The 17,407-nt window shown below is 49.7% G+C and carries 11 protein-coding genes and 2 pseudogenes; 6 read left to right on the top strand and 7 right to left on the bottom strand.

All coding sequences use genetic code 11. From position 1 onward, the window contains the following. Nucleotides 1–90: 90 nt before the first annotated feature. Nucleotides 91–806, top strand: a pseudogene (locus BM231_RS22335) (transporter substrate-binding protein); the annotation flags it as partial. Nucleotides 807–883: 77 nt separating this feature from the next. On the opposite strand, the gene BM231_RS22340 reads toward BM231_RS22335, so the two are convergent. The 7 genes from BM231_RS22340 to BM231_RS22370 all read right to left on the bottom strand — a co-directional run bounded on the left by BM231_RS22340 (nt 884) and on the right by BM231_RS22370 (nt 11,071). Next, entirely contained in the window at nt 884–1,504 is a 621-nt protein-coding gene (locus tag BM231_RS22340) for a 2OG-Fe(II) oxygenase (RefSeq protein WP_208860573.1), read from the bottom strand. 280 nt (nt 1,505–1,784) lie between these two features. After that, entirely contained in the window at nt 1,785–2,777 is a 993-nt protein-coding gene (locus BM231_RS22345) for a hypothetical protein (protein WP_093523017.1), read from the bottom strand. Between the two features lie 161 nt (nt 2,778–2,938). Next, nucleotides 2,939–4,912 (bottom strand): type III effector, encoded by a 1,974-nt coding sequence (locus BM231_RS22350; RefSeq protein ID WP_093523019.1) that lies wholly within the window; start codon nt 4,910–4,912, stop codon nt 2,939–2,941. Nucleotides 4,913–4,937: 25 nt separating this feature from the next. Further along, nucleotides 4,938–5,402 carry a type III secretion system chaperone gene (locus tag BM231_RS22355; RefSeq protein WP_093523021.1) on the bottom strand — a complete coding sequence of 155 codons (465 nt, stop codon included), beginning with the start codon at nt 5,400–5,402 and terminating at the stop codon, nt 4,938–4,940. A gap of 215 nt (nt 5,403–5,617) precedes the next feature. Further along, nucleotides 5,618–7,612, bottom strand: coding sequence for a BCCT family transporter (locus tag BM231_RS22360; protein ID WP_093523042.1), 1,995 nt, complete (start codon nt 7,610–7,612; stop codon nt 5,618–5,620). 415 nt (nt 7,613–8,027) lie between these two features. Then, a complete protein-coding gene (locus BM231_RS22365) occupies nt 8,028–9,413 on the bottom strand; it encodes an aldehyde dehydrogenase family protein (RefSeq protein WP_093523023.1) in 1,386 nt (461 codons plus the stop codon). After that, nucleotides 9,410–11,071 (bottom strand): acetolactate synthase large subunit, encoded by a 1,662-nt coding sequence (locus BM231_RS22370; protein WP_093523025.1) that lies wholly within the window; start codon nt 11,069–11,071, stop codon nt 9,410–9,412. The genes BM231_RS22365 and BM231_RS22370 overlap by 4 nt, the downstream gene beginning before the upstream one ends. 814 nt (nt 11,072–11,885) lie before the next feature. Between BM231_RS22370 and osmF the strand changes: the two genes are divergently transcribed. The 5 genes and pseudogenes from osmF to BM231_RS22395 form a co-directional block, all read left to right on the top strand. Next, nucleotides 11,886–12,794, top strand: coding sequence for a glycine betaine ABC transporter substrate-binding protein OsmF (gene osmF / locus BM231_RS22375; protein WP_093523027.1), 909 nt, complete (start codon nt 11,886–11,888; stop codon nt 12,792–12,794). Between the two features lie 11 nt (nt 12,795–12,805). After that, nucleotides 12,806–13,975, top strand: coding sequence for an ABC transporter permease (locus BM231_RS22380; protein WP_093523029.1), 1,170 nt, complete (start codon nt 12,806–12,808; stop codon nt 13,973–13,975). A 77-nt stretch (nt 13,976–14,052) separates the two neighbouring features. Beyond that, nucleotides 14,053–14,916 (top strand): annotated as a pseudogene (locus tag BM231_RS22385) (ABC transporter ATP-binding protein); the annotation flags it as partial. Continuing rightward, nucleotides 14,903–15,640, top strand: a complete 738-nt coding sequence (locus BM231_RS22390; protein ID WP_167550325.1) for an ABC transporter permease — start codon at nt 14,903–14,905, stop codon at nt 15,638–15,640. The pseudogene BM231_RS22385 and the gene BM231_RS22390, both read left to right, overlap by 14 nt. Before the next feature lie 1,441 nt (nt 15,641–17,081). Next, on the top strand, nt 17,082–17,407 hold a 326-nt coding region (locus tag BM231_RS22395), incomplete at its 3' end, for an invasion associated locus B family protein (protein ID WP_208860574.1).

Consider the following 17,407-nt stretch of genomic DNA (forward strand, 5'->3'; position numbering starts at 1 on the left):
CAAAAATACAATGCTGACTTAAACGTTTCGAAGTCGTAGAGCACGCTGAAACAATCAGTGATGCTTTCACTCAAGCAACTGGAGTTGGGAATGGTTCGTTTCAGAAAAAATTATTTCAGCAACAAGTGCAGTATTTTGGCATCTACTGTTTTAAGTAGTGCAGCTCAGGCTGAAGACACGATCAAGGTTGGTATTCTTCATTCTCTGTCCGGCACAATGCCATTTCTGAAACCACTCTAAAAGATGTCATGCTGATGCTCATTGATGAGCAAAACGCGAAAGGCGGGCTGCAGGGCAAGAAGTTAGAGCCTGTTGTCGTTGACCCCGCATCAAACTGGCCACTGTTTGCAGAAAAGGCACGTGAACTGCTGGAAGTTTATGAAGTTTCAGCGGTCTTTGGTAATTGGACGTCAGTTTCTCGCAAGTCAGTTCTCCCTGTTTTTGAAGAATTGAACGGTATCCTGTTCTATCCAGTGCAGTGTGAAGGAGAAGAAAGCCAACGCAACGTATTTTACACCGGTGCAGCACCAAACCAGCAAGCGATCCCGGCAGTTGACTACCTTCTCGAAAACGAAGAAGCCGAGCGTTGGGTTCTGGCTGGAACCGATTATGTTTACCCACGCACAACCAACAAAATCCTCGAAGCCTATCTAAAGTCCAAACGCGTTGCTGATGAAGACATCATGATCAACTACACGCCATTCGGTCATGGAGATTGGCAAACAACCGTTGCGGACATCAAGTCCTTTGGATCTGCCGGCAAAAAGACGGCGGTTGTTTCAACAATCAACGGGGATGCCAGTATTTTGGAAAAAGGACCTGAAACTCGCTGATTAATAGAGCTTAACTTGTAGGAGAAACGCTTGCCAGACTCTGAACACGGCTAATTAAAACGAAATAGTCTCTTAATCTTTGTCTGAAAGCCGCCGCGTTTCTCTTTCCGTGCTAATTCCTCTTCAGAGATGAGGAACGTTACTTGCACCACGTAGCGTTCGCCTTTGAAAGATGGATGGCCGTGCCAGCTTGTTTCTGAGCGTTTGAATGCAAACACGTTTCCAGCGAGTGGAGAGACTTCTTCCGCATAATCGCCCATGTCGGTGTCTCCATTAAGTGCACGAATGGCACCACCGGCAGAGTCATCCCAGTCTTCATTAAGATAAATGAGCATGGTGCAGATCTTGGATTTGGAATCGTTGTGAATACGGCCATCACCGTGTTTGGACAAACGTCGCACTGTGATCATCCGCGGCTTGTCCATTAGATCCAAACTGAGCTTTTCCGAAAGAATTTCAGCCAGTTCAGGTTTATAAAGATCATCTACAAGTTGCTTGAATGCACCAGTCGTTTCAAGTTTAGACAAGGGGAGATACCCAGTCTGTTTGATGTCGGGATAATCACGGCGAACATCAGCAGCTTGCTCTTTGGTCAGTACTTTTTCCCCTACCAGATACTGAAAAGGAGTTGTACGAGTATTGGAATCTCTGAGAGCATCGAAATTGATCATTTTCCAACTTACCTGACGCAGCAAAAAACAGGTGGTAGCTGTAGCACAGGTTCGAAAAGCCAAAAATTCTCAGTTCTTAGTGCAGAAAATTTGAGACTGTAATTTAAATGGTAAAGGATCAAACCAACTGGGGAGATCGCTTGTAGTGACTTAGCTGCGAAATAATAGCTCACTAAGAAAGAGTTTGTTCTACGCACCTCATTTCTAAGATCTGTAGATCAAGTGCATAGGAAAATGCCATTTGAGAGAAATTCTCCAATCAAATGGCATTACAGCCTTATTACAGATGCCACTCAGCAAGACCGATGCGTTCTGAGCTATCGACACGCAATGTGATGGGTTGGCTGTCTTTATCGTGCATAAGGACTGTATCTGCCCCCACACATTCAGTGAGCATGATTACGATGTTTCCTCGAGACAAACTGTCTGTGTGAATGGTGCCTCCCGGAAGCATAATAGCTTTGCCATCTGGAACTTTAATATTCGCCAGCGCGAATTGATCGTCTTCAATCTGTTTGCCCACGGTAATAACGATCTCGTCCTGGTCTGACGATGCCATAAAGATATGAGGGAACTCATGTCTTTCGACGAAAAATCCATTGGCTTCTTCGAGAGAGTATTGGTGATTGGCCGGTGTAATTTGATATTCAACGACATTGAGATCGCATTTGTCGAACTTCACAGGAACGGTTTCACCTTCATCAAAGATTTTCACGCCAAACGCTTGGGTTACATCTTCGAATGCAGGTGATAACTCCGTCACCATCGGAATTTCCAGTAAGACATCTGTGCAGGAAAGACATCCAGATGCACCAAACACGTTTCCAGGTGCGGCGATGCTGACTGTGTTTGCATCATGCCAGGTACCTTCTATGACGGAAAAGGCGCTATCTGGGAGTGAAGACAACGATGTTTTCGTCTCCAGGATACTTTGGTGAGTGCCCATGATCGTTTGTGACGGAGAGGCTGGAGTAATGTGAGGGGCACTTCGATTAATAACCACATCACTCCCCGGTGGGATGATGCTATGAAGAGCATTGGTTGTGACTGCCACTTCATTGTTGACCACACGATGTATCGATACAGCCTTTAAGGAGCTCTCTACTTTCTGACTTGAGAGTCCTGCATTGTATTTGACCGTTATTCCGACATCACTTAAACGCCGTTCCTGATAATGTGGAAGCTTTATGCTCTTATCGGCGGGGCTTGAAGCCACTGTGTTATGTAGGTTTTCTTGTACCTGAGGTGTTGATGTTGCAGGTGTGACTGGCATGTTGGTTTCTTCTCAGAACGTGCAGGACTTATGAGGCCTTCGCTCACGGAAGATACTCATCCTTGTCCTGACTTAATTGAAATGAACATGCTGGGTTGTACGCTCACGTCTGCATCAAACAGACTGTGAGCGAGCAATCAGCGGTTTGATGAACTCAGGCCTTACTCAGAAAGCGCCTGCAACTCAGTTTCAAACTGCGCACGTTCTTCTGGTGTGAAACCACGTAAGTGGTTGCCATCTGTGCGTTGTGCGATCACGTTGGCGACGAATTCGTTGGCTTTGTCTGCTGGAATGTCCGGATAGTTTTGCGCAACGTACAAAGCAATGGTCTGCTGGTCTTCGTTGAAATTGATACCGCCCGGTGTTGTGATCTGTTGCGGTTTGAAGCTTTCCGTTTGGGCCGCAATGTTCAGCTGTGCACCACCAATCAGGCGTGGATCTGCAACGGTTGCGGGTTGTGTACGGCTCAAACCTTGAGCCAGCAGCTCAGAGACGCGGATTGGTTTTACTGTACCACCCAGGTCGTTTGCCGCTTTGGTCCGCAGATCAAAAGTATGCAGTAGCTCATTCACGTCACTCAGAGATTGCTCAGCATCATTTGCTTTGAGTGCACTTAACAGTGCTGCCTTCGAGCCATCATATTCGCCTGGCTGTTTTAGACCAGATCCCGGCTTCAAGAGCTGCTCAAATGGCTTTGCATCCAACAGTTCCGGGAAGTGTTCGGTGGCCAAGGAACGGAACTTGGGATTGTTCTCAAGGATTGCCCCCAGCTGCTCACTGAAATCTGCGTCAAGATAGTTATGCTGAACCCCGCGGCTGGACTGCATGGCTGCAGCGCCAACCACTTCCAGACCTTCTGTCTTTGTTGTGCCAGCAACTTCCAGACCCACGACGTGCTGCCACGCTCCGCCGGAAGACAGATCACTGAAGCGTTGGTTGACGTCGTAAACTGGCTGCAGTTGCGAAGCCAATTGCTTCTCAAGGATCGGCACTTTCTTAGCTGTCCCGTCGACTACTTCCGTTCTGCTGGTGCCGCCACCACGCTGACCAACCGCGTATACGAGGTAGTCTGCTTCAAAATCGCCGCCATCTGTGCTGATGGTCAATGGGCGGTTTTCGCCAGCAGTGACATTGTTGATCTGCTGATAGCGGAACACGGTGCCGCCATCTGAGCGGTCATTGCCTGCTTCCTGCGCGGTAAAGGTGGCTTCAATACCAACTGAACGGACATCCCATGTCAGTGCAACTCCCGGCTTTTGATGAGGTTGCATCATCCAGAAGATGTTTTCCTTATCAACACCGCGTGTTGAAAGTTCCATGATCGCGTCTGTACCTGCATTGGGGCCCATGACAGCCACAACACATCCCGTCAAATCCCGTGTTCCAGCTTCATTGCGCTGGAACTGATCCAGATCCAAACAGTTGGCTGCATTTGGATGACCTGACTTTCTGAAGTCAGCGACCTCTGGCGGCACGTGATGATACTCGTAGTCTGATCGTTCAATGCCGGCTCCAGTTGCCAAGATGACCTTCTTGGCCAGAAGCGGCTCGCTATCTGCATCGGTCTGTACCTTATAGAGGCCGGTTTCGCTGTCTCGGCTGATCTGGCGGACTTCGGCATCAAGGATGTTCCCACCAGAGACCTGATCAATGCGTTGTGCATTGAGCTGAGACCATTCCTTTCTGTCAACCGGGTCCAGACAGGAGGATGCAATCGGTTCATCGCCAGGGTTTACAAGCTGTTGTGCTTGGTTGATGCACTGCGTGTAATGGCCTTTTTCATAGCCTCGTGCACCAGCCCATGGATCATTTTTGCCAACCACAAGCACGTTGTTCTTACTGCTGTCCGCAACAATGGAGCAATCACACCGTTTCAGGCTGGTGAGGTAGGCTGCAGTTGATGTGCCTCGCCCGACACAAATCAGATCATACAGTGACTTGTCAGCACCAGCGTTTCCTTGTGTCGTTGCGAGTTGATCTTTAACAGCGGATTGCGTTTCAACTGCTTTTTGTTGATGGGAGTGCAACGCCGGATGAGGAGAACTCTGAGCCGGACTGCTTGTTGTGTCAGCCTGTGCTGGGATGTTGGCAGGGGCAATTGTTGGTGTCGTAGAAGTCGCTTGTGGGATGGTCATGGGGAAGCCCTCGTTCTTATGGGGATCAGACTTTTAGGGAGTTTTGGGGGATTTCTGTTGTGTTCTCTTGTGTGAGGAGAACACCAGCTTTCAAAAGCTCCCGCCAACCCTGCGCACGTTCTGCAAACTCAGAAAGGGAAGCAAAAAGATCGTGGCGAGCCAACCCATTCATTGGGACATCCCAGAGGAGAGTGATGGTCTTATCTGTGTCTGCCAGCATTGCAAACCGCAGGCTACCAGTGCCTGCCCAGGATTGATTGACCTTTAAAAAGTACTCCAGCAGATCAATCCGGTTTTCTTCTGTCAAACTCCCTAACTCCGCACTGATGGCGAGGGCATGCCTGTCTTCTTCCAACGTCGCAATCACGTCTAAACCTGATGTGAACTGAAACAGCCAACTGTCACGTGCAGGATCCGCAAACACGGATGCATCAACGAATAAGTCGCTCACTTCCGTGACGAGTTTCGATACTTCACTAGTATCAACCATAGTTTTCCGCCCTATGTCTTGCCGCCGTCCACGGCCTTGTGTCTGCGGAAAACATTAGAACAGGTTGCAATGGGTCATTGTGCCGATAGGCATAGCTCACAGAGGTGTGATGAAAATGTTTACCTATCGGAAGCTGAGTAATGAAGCAGCGTAGCCTACCAAGCATTTAAGAGAGACCGTCTTCGAACTTGTGGCTCGAAGACGGTCTCTTTAGATCAAAGCAATTCTGATTGTGATAGGTGCAGGTACTGCATGAAGCGTTCGTATTGTGTGACGACGTCCGCTATCAGCTGTTCTTCGGTGTAGCCGAGCACGTCGTACTCCTGACCGCCTTGGGCAAGGAACACCTCGACGCGGTAGTAGTTGGTGCCTTCCTCTTCGGTCTCATCCTCATTTTCATCTTCGTCGATGAGATGGCCGGGGCCAATGGCTAATGCTGTTGTGAAATAGCGTTTTCGCAAGCCATAAACAAAGACGGTCTCCTCAGACTGCTCTATGGTCAAACGATAGTTCTTTGAGCCGGTCAGCGTGGCGTTGAAACCGCGCTTTTCAAACTCTGCCTGTACTTTTTCCAAAGCGGGTTTACCGACAGTGGCCATGAAGTGGCGTGCGTCTTTCAAGGTAGCATTTTCAGTCAGAGTTCCGATGCGTTGGCGCCAATCCACTGTGCTTTTTGTGTATTGAACGGTGGTGTGGTGCATCTGCAGGTTTTTGGTGCGCAAGGCGTCATCTTGCAAGGCTTTGTAAAGGCCAAAGCACATGAGCAGCATAACAATGAGGAAGGGCAACGCACTGGCAATTGTTGCAGTTTGCAATGCCCCAAGCCCACCTGCCGATAACAGCACAATTGCAACAGCCCCCTGCAGCACAGCCCAAAAAACGCGCTGCCAGACAGGTGAGTTGATGTCACCGCCGGAGGTCAAACTGTCGATGACCAAGGAACCGGAGTCGGAAGAGGTAACAAAGAAGACGACCACCAGCACAACGCCTAGCATGGAGAGCACTGATGAAAATGGCATGTATTCAAAAAATTTGAACAGAGCCAGAGACACGTCAGTCGAAACAGCTTCTGCAAGATTATCAGCTCCGCCATGGAGGATCAGATCGATACCTGTGTTTCCAAAGATTGTGAACCAGATCAGACTGAACCCTGTCGGCACAAACAATAGTCCAACGAGAAACTCGCGAATGGACCGACCACGCGAAACACGTGCGATAAAAGTGCCCACAAAAGGTGACCACGAAATCCACCAGCCCCAATAGAGCAACGTCCAACCACCCAACCAGTCATCTTTTCGATCATAGGCATAGAGGTTGAAAGTCTTATGGATCAAGTCGCCCATATAGGCACCAGCATTTTGCACAGCAGTTTGGAGCAGGGTCACGGTTGGTCCAACAATCAAGACCAGCAACATGATGCAAACAGCCAAAATGAGGTTGGTTTCAGAAAGACGCTTCACCCCGCGATCCAGGCCGGAAAAAACCGAAGCCGTTGCCATGCTGGAGATAAGCACAATCAGAACAATCTGAGAGGTTGTCGATACTGGCACATCAAACAGGTAGTTCAGACCAGCATTCACCTGGAACGCACCGTAACCGAGTGAGGTAGACACACCGAACAAGGTGCCCAATACCGCAAATGTATCAACCGCATGACCAATCGGGCCATAGATCTTCTCACCGATCAGCGGGTAAAGCGCAGACCGTGGCAACAAAGGCAGTTGGTGGCGATAAGTGAAATACGCCAGTGATAAAGCCACCACTCCATAGATCGCCCAGGCATGCAGGCCCCAGTGGAACATGGTGATCTTCATCGCTTCACGAGCAGCTTCAATGGTTTGCCCTTCCATGCCAGGGGGCGACATGAAGTGCATGATCGGCTCAGCGACACCAAAGAAAACCAGTCCGATGCCCATACCCGCTGAAAACAGCATGGCGAACCAGCTTTTGTAAGCATAATCGGGCTCTGCATGGTCAGGTCCCAGTTTGATATCACCAAACCGGCTTACCATGATGAAAAGAATGAACAGCAGAAAAATTGCCACTGCCAGAATGTAGAGCCAGCCAGTATTTGTTTCGATCCAGTCCTGTATGTTGCTGTAAAATTTTTGGGAGCCTTCAGGCCAGATCACAGCTGTAATAAGGAGCAGGAAGATCAGCGATATGGAGCTGATAAAAACAGGAGGGTTGAACTTGTGTTTTATTCTCATCACGTGCTTCAACAAGCGCCGGAAAAATGCAAAAAAAGGACGCATGAGTGACGAGGACTGCATTTTTCAAAGTAAAGCTATCTCAGTTGTGTAGACGGCCTCTTAAAACAATGTGTCCAACTCAGGATGGTTCTAAGCAAAACAAGTACGTATACTTCGAATGCCCTAAGCTGGGGCCGAGCATTTACTCCTGCGTTCATCAGGAGGCAATAGCTTTTATGTCGCACCTGAAAATACGTATTCTTTTTTAATTTCAAAGGTTTGTAGGTCAGCTTTAAGAGTGCTCGTCCCGAGCTATAAGCCAGCGCTATCAAACTCAGCGGCTTCGCCTGAAAGCTCCGCTCATAAGAGCATAAAACAGGATGTCTGATCGCGAGTGGGCTTTGAGAAGTCCAGCGCATCTATTTAGGAAACATCAAAGCCGTATGACTGCCATTTTGTCTTGTGTCATGTCATGCATCGTGTAGCCGATACCTCCGGTATTGTAGCCGGACTGGCGACGACCTGCAAAAGGCATCCAGTCCACTCGGAAGGCAGTGTGGTCGTTGACCATAACGGCAGTGGCATCGAGACGCTGGATGGCTTGGAAGGCTGTCTCTAAGCTTTGAGTGAAAACAGCGGCTTGGAACGCAAACGGCAGGCTGTTCGCAGTTTCGATAGCCTCAGTAATGCTATCGACGCTGTAAACACAAATCACCGGACCAAAGATTTCCAGTTGCGAAACGCGGACATTGGCGGGCGGATTTAGCAAGACGGTAGGCGCATAGGTAGTCGGTCCAAGTCGCTTCCCACCTGCCAGCAACTCGGCTCCTCCATCGATAGCCTCGCTTACCCATTCCTCAACCCGATCAACTTCACCAGGCCGGATCAGCGGACCGCAGTCCGTCGTTGCATCAGTGGCATCACCCACTTTCAGCAGTTTGGCAGCCGCTGCCAGCTTTTGCGCGATCTCCTGCGCTTTAGAAGGGGGAGCAAACACGCGCTGAACGGAAACACAGACCTGACCAGAGTGATAAAGGCCGCCCTTGGCTAGAAGAGGGATCATCTCGTCAATATCTGCATCTTCACCGACAATTACGGGAGCCGCTCCACCATGCTCCAAAGCACAGCGCGCACCCGGTGTCAGTTTTGAGCGAAGCATCCAGCCAACACGTGCTGACCCGATAAACGAGAAGAACCCAACCCTTGGATCCGTGATCATCTGTTCAGCCACTTCATTGTTGCAGACCACCGCACGGCACCAGTCTGGTGGCAATCCTGCCTCATGCAACATACCTACAAAATCTAAGCAGGACAGCGGCGTGTCTGGAGCAGGCTTGATGATAACCGGACAGCCCGTGGCCACAGCCGGTGCCACCTGATGGACAATCAGGTTAAGTGGGTGGTTGAAAGCACTTGCAGCCACGACCACGCCGATCGGCTCACGCTGGGTGAAGGCGAGGCGGCCTGACCCGGCTTCCGTCAGATCCATCGGAATTTCGCGGCCAGTCATTTGGCCAACCTCGTGTACACAAAGTTCCACACCATCAATAGCGCGCATAACCTCAACACGAGCATCAACCAACGGCTTACCGCCCTCATTGGCGATCTGGAACGCTAAATCTTCAAAACGTGCTTCCATGAGCCGAGCGGTTTTTTTCAGGATCTCGATCCGTTGATAGGCCGGGAGCCAGCTATCACGTTGACGAAAGAGGCGGTGTGCTGTCGCCAGCATCCCGTCGACCTGATCCCATTCGCTGGTCTCGGCGCTGCCGATAACCTCCAGACTGTACGGGTTCACAACGTCTAGTGTGCTGCTCATATCAAGCACACCTTGGCTGCAAGCTCATCTATCAGAACCCGTTGATTTTCGCTGTAATCAACCGGAACATCAACCAGATGCACCCCGCCTGCGCTAAAGGCAGCTTCAAAAGTGGGCAGCAGGTCTTCTGTACGGGTAATCCTGTGGCCAGTAGCGCCGTAACTGTTGGCATAATCAACAAAGTTGGGGTTGCCGAACTGCAAGCCCCAATCTTCAAAGCCTGCATGCGCTTGCTTCCAACGGATCATACCGTAAGAGCTGTCATCCAGCACCGTAACCACCAAGTTGAGTTTCAATCGAACAGCCGTTTCCAGCTCCTGACTGTTCATCATAAACCCGCCATCACCGCAAATCGCCATAACGCGCCGTTCAGGATATCGTTTCGCTGCCATCATAGCTGAAGGCAGGCCAGCGCCCATCGTCGCAAGTGCATTGTCCAAAAGCACGGTGTTAGGCCTATGAGCTTTGTAGTTGCGCGCATACCAGATTTTGTAAATGCCGTTGTCGAGTGCGATAATATCCTCATCACCCATCACCCTGCGCGTGTCAGCGACGACTCTTTGTGGGATCACAGGATAACGGGCAACATCGCCACCTTCAGATGTGTGAAGGTCCGTCTCTTTCTTGATGCGTTGAAAGTAACTACGATCAAAGTCAAGCGGGCCACCCAGGATCTCGCCAAGACGGGTAACCGAACGGGCAAGATCCCCAACCACCTCGACCTGAGGAAAATACACCTGGTCAACCTGAGCTGCTTTATAGTTTAGATGGATAACCTCGGTCCCCCCAGGTTCCATCAGGAACGGCGGTTTCTCAACAACGTCATGTCCAACATTGATGATCAAATCAGCTCGTGCAATAGCGCAATGTAGGTAATCACCTTCCGACAATGCAGCCGTGCCGAGGAACAGATCAGAACGTTCATCAATAACGCCCTTACCCATCTGAGTGTTAAAAAACGGGATCTGCGTCTTCTCAGCAAAACTGCTTAAGGCAGCATGAGCGTCCTTTCTGTTAGCTCCAGCGCCTAAAAGCAGTAAGGGCATTTTGGCGTTACGGATCATGTCTGCAGCTTCATTCAATACTGTATCACCCGCAATGGCGTAGTAGCGTGGGTGGGGCTGCAGCAAAGGCTCATCTGTCTCTTCTATGGCGATATCTTCTGGCAGCTCTAAAAGGACAGTACCCGGGCGCTCTTCCTCAGCCACACGAAAAGCTTCGCGAACAAGGGCAGGGATAGTGTTGCCATTCACAATCGCTTTCGACATCTTGCTGATCGGTTCAAACAAACTAACAATGTCGATGATCTGAAACTGGCCCTGCTTTGATTTCTTGATTGGCTTTTGGCCCGTGATCATGATCATAGGCATCCCACCCAAAAAAGCGTAGGCCGCCGGGGTGGCAAAGTTGGTGGCACCCGGGCCTAGCGTCGCCATGCAGACGCCGGCTTTGCCTGTCAGGCGCCCATAAGTGGCGGCCATAAAGGCTGCCCCTTGCTCGTGTCGGTTCAGCACCAGTTCAATTGAGGAGGTACGAAGGGATTCAAGAACGTCAAGGTTTTCCTCACCAGGAACAGCAAAGACGTATTCAACACCTTCCGCTTCCAGTGCAGCTACAAGACGATCAGAAGCTTTCATCGGGGGGTGAGAGTCAGGCATGGGATCTCCTGTTCAGTCAACGCTTGGCTTTAGAATTTCAGGTATTCCTTTGCTCTTTTTAAAAGAGCTGAGCGAGTAATCAGAATGGTCGAAAAACGGCCCGTAAACATCATCACGAACCGAGATCTCATTGCAACTCACGCCTTGACGTAGGTTTGATCAAAACTGCGTTGCAAGGCTCCTGATTACTTCAGTGATCTCTACAAGATCAGAAATAGGTAAAGACAGTATGCTCTCATTTAGAAGTTCCAGACATGCCTGACAGAGGCACCAGCTATTGCTCATGCTTCAGACGTGTATTGCTTCCCTTGGTTTCAGGACTGCTTCCCAACAAGATGAATTCTTAACTTGCTCACTATAACGGCCAAAATTGAGTTCATGTATTGGATTGATCTTTCTAAAAACAAATCCGTCAAAATCACTGTTGATCTCTGACAACGTCAATTTCAACAAAACCTTGCAGCCAGAACTCCTCTGGGCATATCCTTGGGAATTGAGGGACAGAATGAACGCTGGATAAAGTTTGGTTTTGAGACCAGAGGCGGGTTGCGAGGGAACAGGCGGCGACCTATATGAGCGGTGCCTTCGGTACAACTCTGGATTACTTATGGTTTTTATAAGAGTGTTCGAAGCTGAGGGGGAAGTCGAGTGAGGGAAAATCTCAGATGATATTCGACAGATTTGGCGAAATCGATTCCGTACTAAGCTCGCGAGTTTAGGACAATAGCCCTTTTAGGGCTGCCACATTCTTCCCATAATAGAAATTTCACAGTGCAGTGCTGAAAAATAGAGAGCTTTGAGGAGCATACTTCGCATGACATTTAATCGTATTCTTGCTGCGATCGGCATGACCGGAGCCTTAACAGTTGCAGCTCATGCTGAAATTGTCGTTTCTTCCAAAATTGATACTGAAGGCGGTCTCCTCGGAAACGTTATTGCACTTGCGTTAGAAGATGCGGGTTTGCCAGTAGAACGCCGCCTGCAACTTGGCGGTACGCAAGTGGTTCGCGAAGCGCAGCTTGCTGACCAAATCGACATTTATCCTGAATATACGGGCAATGCAGCCTACTTCCACAATGAGGCGGACAGCGAAGTCTGGAAAGATGCCAAAGCTGGGTACGCCCGTGCAGCTGAGCTGGATGGTGAGAAGAACGGCTTGGTATGGCTTCAACCCGCGCCAGCCAACAACACCTGGGCCATCGCTGTAACGGGAGCATTGGCCTCCCAGCACAACCTTGCCACTATGTCTGACTTCGGCGCCTGGGTTGCAAACGGAGGTGATGTGAAACTGGCCGCCTCGACAGAGTTTGTTTCTTCTCCGGCAGTTCTTCCCGCGATGCAGGAAACCTATGGCTTTAAGCTGTCTCCAGACCAGACCGTTGTTCTTTCTGGCGGTGATACGGCAGCGACAATTCAAGCTGCAGCTCGTGGTACGTCTGGCGTCAATGCAGCTATGGCATACGGCACAGATGGCGGAGTAGCTGCAACAGGCCTTATTGTTATGACCGATGATAAGGGCGTGCAGCCAGTCTACGAACCAGCTCCGGTTATTCGCGCCGCAGTATTAAAGCAGTACCCGGAAGTTGCTACAGTCTTGAACCCGATATTTGCAGGTCTGGATCTGGCCACCTTACAGGAGCTTAACGGCCGCATCCAAGTTGGCGGCGAACCAGCAGCTGCGGTTGCAAAAGACTATCTGACCAAGACTGGTGTTCTGAACTAACTGCGCGGGTTATGCCTAACAGGATCAAATCAGTCGTCTCCGGCCCCGGGCTTTTGTTCGCAAGTCTGGGGCTGGTTGCCTTATTCGCACCTTTCCTAACGCTTGCCGCCAATCGTATTGTAGCGGGCGAGGGTGTTCGTGTGTGGGACGTGGCTGGACCCGAAGCTATCATTCCAGGTATGGTTGGCGTGGTGATTGGGCTCGCCCTTGGCCTGCCATCCGCTTGGCAAAGTGTACGTTTTACAGGTTCATTAGTCGGAATAGCAGCGTTGGTTTGGCTGCTGATGCAAGGCAGTACGTCACTTCTTGAAGGCGCTGGGACATATGCCAGAGTATCGCTAGGCAGTGGCTTTTGGTGTTTGCTGGCCATCCTGTTGCTGCTAGCGGCCGATGCTCTGTCCTCTCTTTCTCCTGGCCCCAAAATGCGCAGTGCCCTGTTGGCGGTAGCGATTATAGTGTCAGCATTGGTCTTGTGGTCAGGAGCCTTGACCGATCTGTCAATCTTCAGAGAGTACGCCAACAGACAAGATGCCTTCTTCAACGCAGCATGGCGGCATCTCGGCCTTGCTTTCGGCTCACTTGTTGTGGCCGCTGCTATTGGTTTCCCTCTTGGCGTGTATTGCCACCGGAACCAAGGCTTGCGTGGTGCAGTTCTGCCAGTACTCAGCTTTCTGCAAACAATCCCCTCACTTGCGATGTTCGGCATCATGATCCCGCTTCTTGCCTGGGTCGGCAGTACGATTCCCGGTGCCAGGGAACTGGGTGTCGTCGGTATCGGCTTTCTGCCAGCATTTCTGGCGTTGGTTATCTATTCCCTGTTGCCGGTGGTGGCAAACACTGTGGCTGGTCTGGAAGCCACTCCAATCCTGACGCTGGATGCAGCACGCGGTATGGGCATGACCAGACATCAACGTCTCAAACAGATTCAGTTGCCACTTGGGCTCCCGGTTATGCTGGCTGGATTGCGGATTGTTCTGGTGCAGAATATCGGCCTTGCGGTGATCGCCGGATTGATTGGTGGCGGTGGTTTTGGAACCTTTGTCTTTCAAGGCCTCAATCAGACGGCAACAGATTTGATCCTGCTTGGAGCTCTGCCAACAGTCATTCTTGCTCTTATCTCAGCAATTACAATGGATATTCTGGTCGAACTGGCCCGCCCTAATCAGATGAGGCATGGATGATTGAGATCGACAACATAACCAAGATTTACGACGGGCGAGCTGCTGTCGAAGCCGTATCTATGACGATCGAGAGCGCCACAATCACCGCAATCGTCGGCACATCCGGCTCTGGGAAAAGTACATTACTGCGTATGATCAACCGGCTTGTAGAGCCCACGACTGGCCAAGTTCGGATCAATGGTGAGCCAACTGCAGGATTGCCAAAAAACGCGCTGCGCCGCCGTATTGGGTATGCAATTCAGGGCCACGGTCTTTTCCCGCATCACACAGTTGCTAAAAACATCAGCGCCGTGCCGCGGCTACTCGGTTGGCACAAGGACAAGATCCACGCGCGCGTGAACGAACTGTTGGAGTTATTCTCCATGCCGCCAGATGAGTTTAGGGATCGCTATCCTGCTGAACTATCAGGCGGCCAGCAACAACGGGTAGGCGTGGCGCGAGCTTTAGCGTCACGGCCCGACCTATTGCTCATGGATGAACCCTTCGGGGCGCTGGACCCCATCATTCGAACGCGCGCGCAGGCCGATTTACACCGGATCCAACGAACGCTCGGCTCCACAATCCTTCTCGTGACGCATGATATGGAGGAAGCCATACAGCTGGGCGATCAGGTGGCTGTTATGGATCAGGGACAGTTGGTGCAGCATGGGACACCAGCGGAAATCATCACCAACCCTGCGACAGAGTTTGTTGCAGAAATGGTCGGGGGGGTGGATCGACCGCTTCGCCTGCTATCTCTGCTTTCCGTCTCCCAGATACTTGAAAACGGAACTGCAGAAGGGGATCCTCTCGACGAGAAGTCCAGCCTGAGAGAGGCGCTTTCTGTTTGCCTCTGGAGCGGACGAAGTGCTTTGCCGGTAGAACGCAACGGCAGTCCTATTGGCCGCGTAACACTGGAAGCGATCCGTTCCAGGGCAGAGGGCACACATGAGCCGGGCTAATTTCCTGAGGGTTATTGTTGTATCGCTTTTGTTTGCTCTGGTCCTTCAGCCTGAGTGGTTTGCACCCATATTTGAGCCCTTCACACCGCCCGGAGCTGTGGTGATTTATGATCGCACGTCGCTACTGTCACTTTCTTTGAGCCATCTGGGGATCGTTGCTGTAGCCTCACTTGCTGCAATCATTGTCGCGGTATTACTGGCGATCCTCGTTACTCGGCCTCAAGGCAAGGCATTTTTACCGCTGTCACGAACCATTGCGAACATGGGACAGACGTTTCCACCTGTGGCCGTTCTGGCTTTGGCTGTACCGATGCTGGGCTTTGGAGCCGGACCAACGCTTGTTGCGCTGTTTCTGTATGGCATCTTGCCAATCTTCGAAAACACAATGACCGGTCTCTCAACTCTGCCACCTGCAACAATGGAAGCAGCCCGAGGTATAGGTCTCAGCCGTCGGCAACGTTTGATTCAAGTAGAACTTCCACTGGCACTACCTCTGATCCTGACTGGTATTCGCCTCTCTGTCGTCATTGCCATCGGTACAGCAACAATCGGCTCCACCGTCGCCGCCCACACGCTTGGCGAAGTCATCATCGCAGGCCTGCTGACCAACAACACCTCCTACGTCCTACAAGGCGGCCTCATAGTCGGCCTGTTCGCAGTCCTGATCTACGACGCACTGACCCAACTAGAGACCCACACCCGAAAACGCCTTGGAGTGATGTGAGAGCCATAAGTGGAAAACTAACAAGGCTGTTAAGTAACGGTATTATCAGTAACTTTGGACTCATTCGATTGCTTTTCCTTGAGTAATCAAAAATTTGCATGATCGACTCCTAGCTAAGTTGTTTGAGGTAATTATTTGTAAGGTGAGATAAAAGTGCTTTTATTATAATTTTGATTTTTTGTTTCGCATAAGCTAAAACTGGGGAAATAATGATTGTGTATATATATTGGAGTGTGATCTAGTAAATCTGGCAAGATATTAATTGATACTTTGACGAGAGACTAATCTAGGTTTCTTCACGTTGCAGAATTGTCTCTTTCCTACCTTAACAGTATGATATTGTGAGGTGAAGGATGGTGTGGTCTACCTTCACTACGTGCAAACATAACGTTACCTCTGAAATTTGCAATTATATTTGCATCCATAATTTTCTATAGTTACTGAGTATGTATATTACTGTTGTTAAGTACTATAGATTAGAAGCGTCTCTGTTTGATGGAATAACTGCCATTTCAGCGTCACAGAACTTTTTTTGTTTAAGATATGGGCGTCTACCGACGTTGAGTAACTCAGTCTGTTCTTTCAAGCCATTTGGCCAGATCTGGCGAGAAGTATGAGATTTCTGTCAATAAGACGGGGAGTCCGGACGATGCCGTACCCATACAGCTTACATCCTAAGTTTTGTTAGTGTGCAGCTTTCAGACTATGATGTGGCACAGCTCCTCGATAAAACCAAACTCAGTCCGATCAACAATCCTGAAGTTGTTGCAGTCCGTTTGTTGCCTTGATATCCACGTAATGGGGACTGGTAGGCAAGTCCTAGATCTGAGCCTTTGATGTAAAGTTAGTTTACGCGTCAACAAGTCAAACAGCCAACTTCGCAAGAAGAGAGGCCCAGCTTGTTTGGTAATTTGTTCTCGGATCTCATCAGATATTCGGTTCCAGATTCCCCTCGAATAAGTTGGTTATCATATGGCTGCATATTTGGTTATGTTGGGGAACGTTTAGAAAACGATTTGTCGACGAGGTTCTTTATTGGCGTGTGGGGGGATCTGCGAGTAACCTTGATTAACCTCTGCTTGATACAGTTTTAAGGAACATCATTTGCTGATAAGGGCCGGGTCTCAATCCATTCTCGTTATTTAAAAGCGCTAGATCTATTCTTGTCATCGGTAATGTCGTTGGCGATTCGACAATGCATTCTTAGCTTTTGAGGTTTCAAGAAAGCTTAATTTTAATAGGTGATTATTTTTCACTTGGCCTTGCGAAAGTAGCTAGCAATGGTGGGTATTGAGAATATTTAAGTAATTTTGAATAAATGGATTTAATTTTGATTATTTAATTAAATTTGCACTTAAATATTTAATTGACGCTCGTCGTATCTGAAGATCATCTTCCGCACGCATAAATGCGCAAATCATATTTGGATGATGGATCTTAGATGAATAAAATACTGTCTGGGCTGCTGGCGTTTGGGCTTTTGTCAGCACCACCCTCTCTGGCACAAGAGTTGCCGAATTCCCAAGTGGAGACTTACAAGGACTGGACACTCCGCTGCGTTCCGGTTGAGGGCCAGCAGATCTGTCAGATGATGCAGGAGTTGTCATCTAAGCAGTCAGGGCAACGTGTTTTGGCGTTTGTGATTGATAAGCAAGCTAGTAGCGCTCCAATAACTGGGACTTTGATTTTACCTTTTGGTCTGGAACTCGATGCTGGGGTCAGTGCAAAGATTGATGAACAAGCAGCTTTTGAGAGACTTGCTTTTTC

It is taken from the genome of Pseudovibrio ascidiaceicola (assembly GCF_900114245.1).
Taxonomy (GTDB): Bacteria; Pseudomonadota; Alphaproteobacteria; order Rhizobiales; family Stappiaceae; genus Pseudovibrio; species Pseudovibrio ascidiaceicola.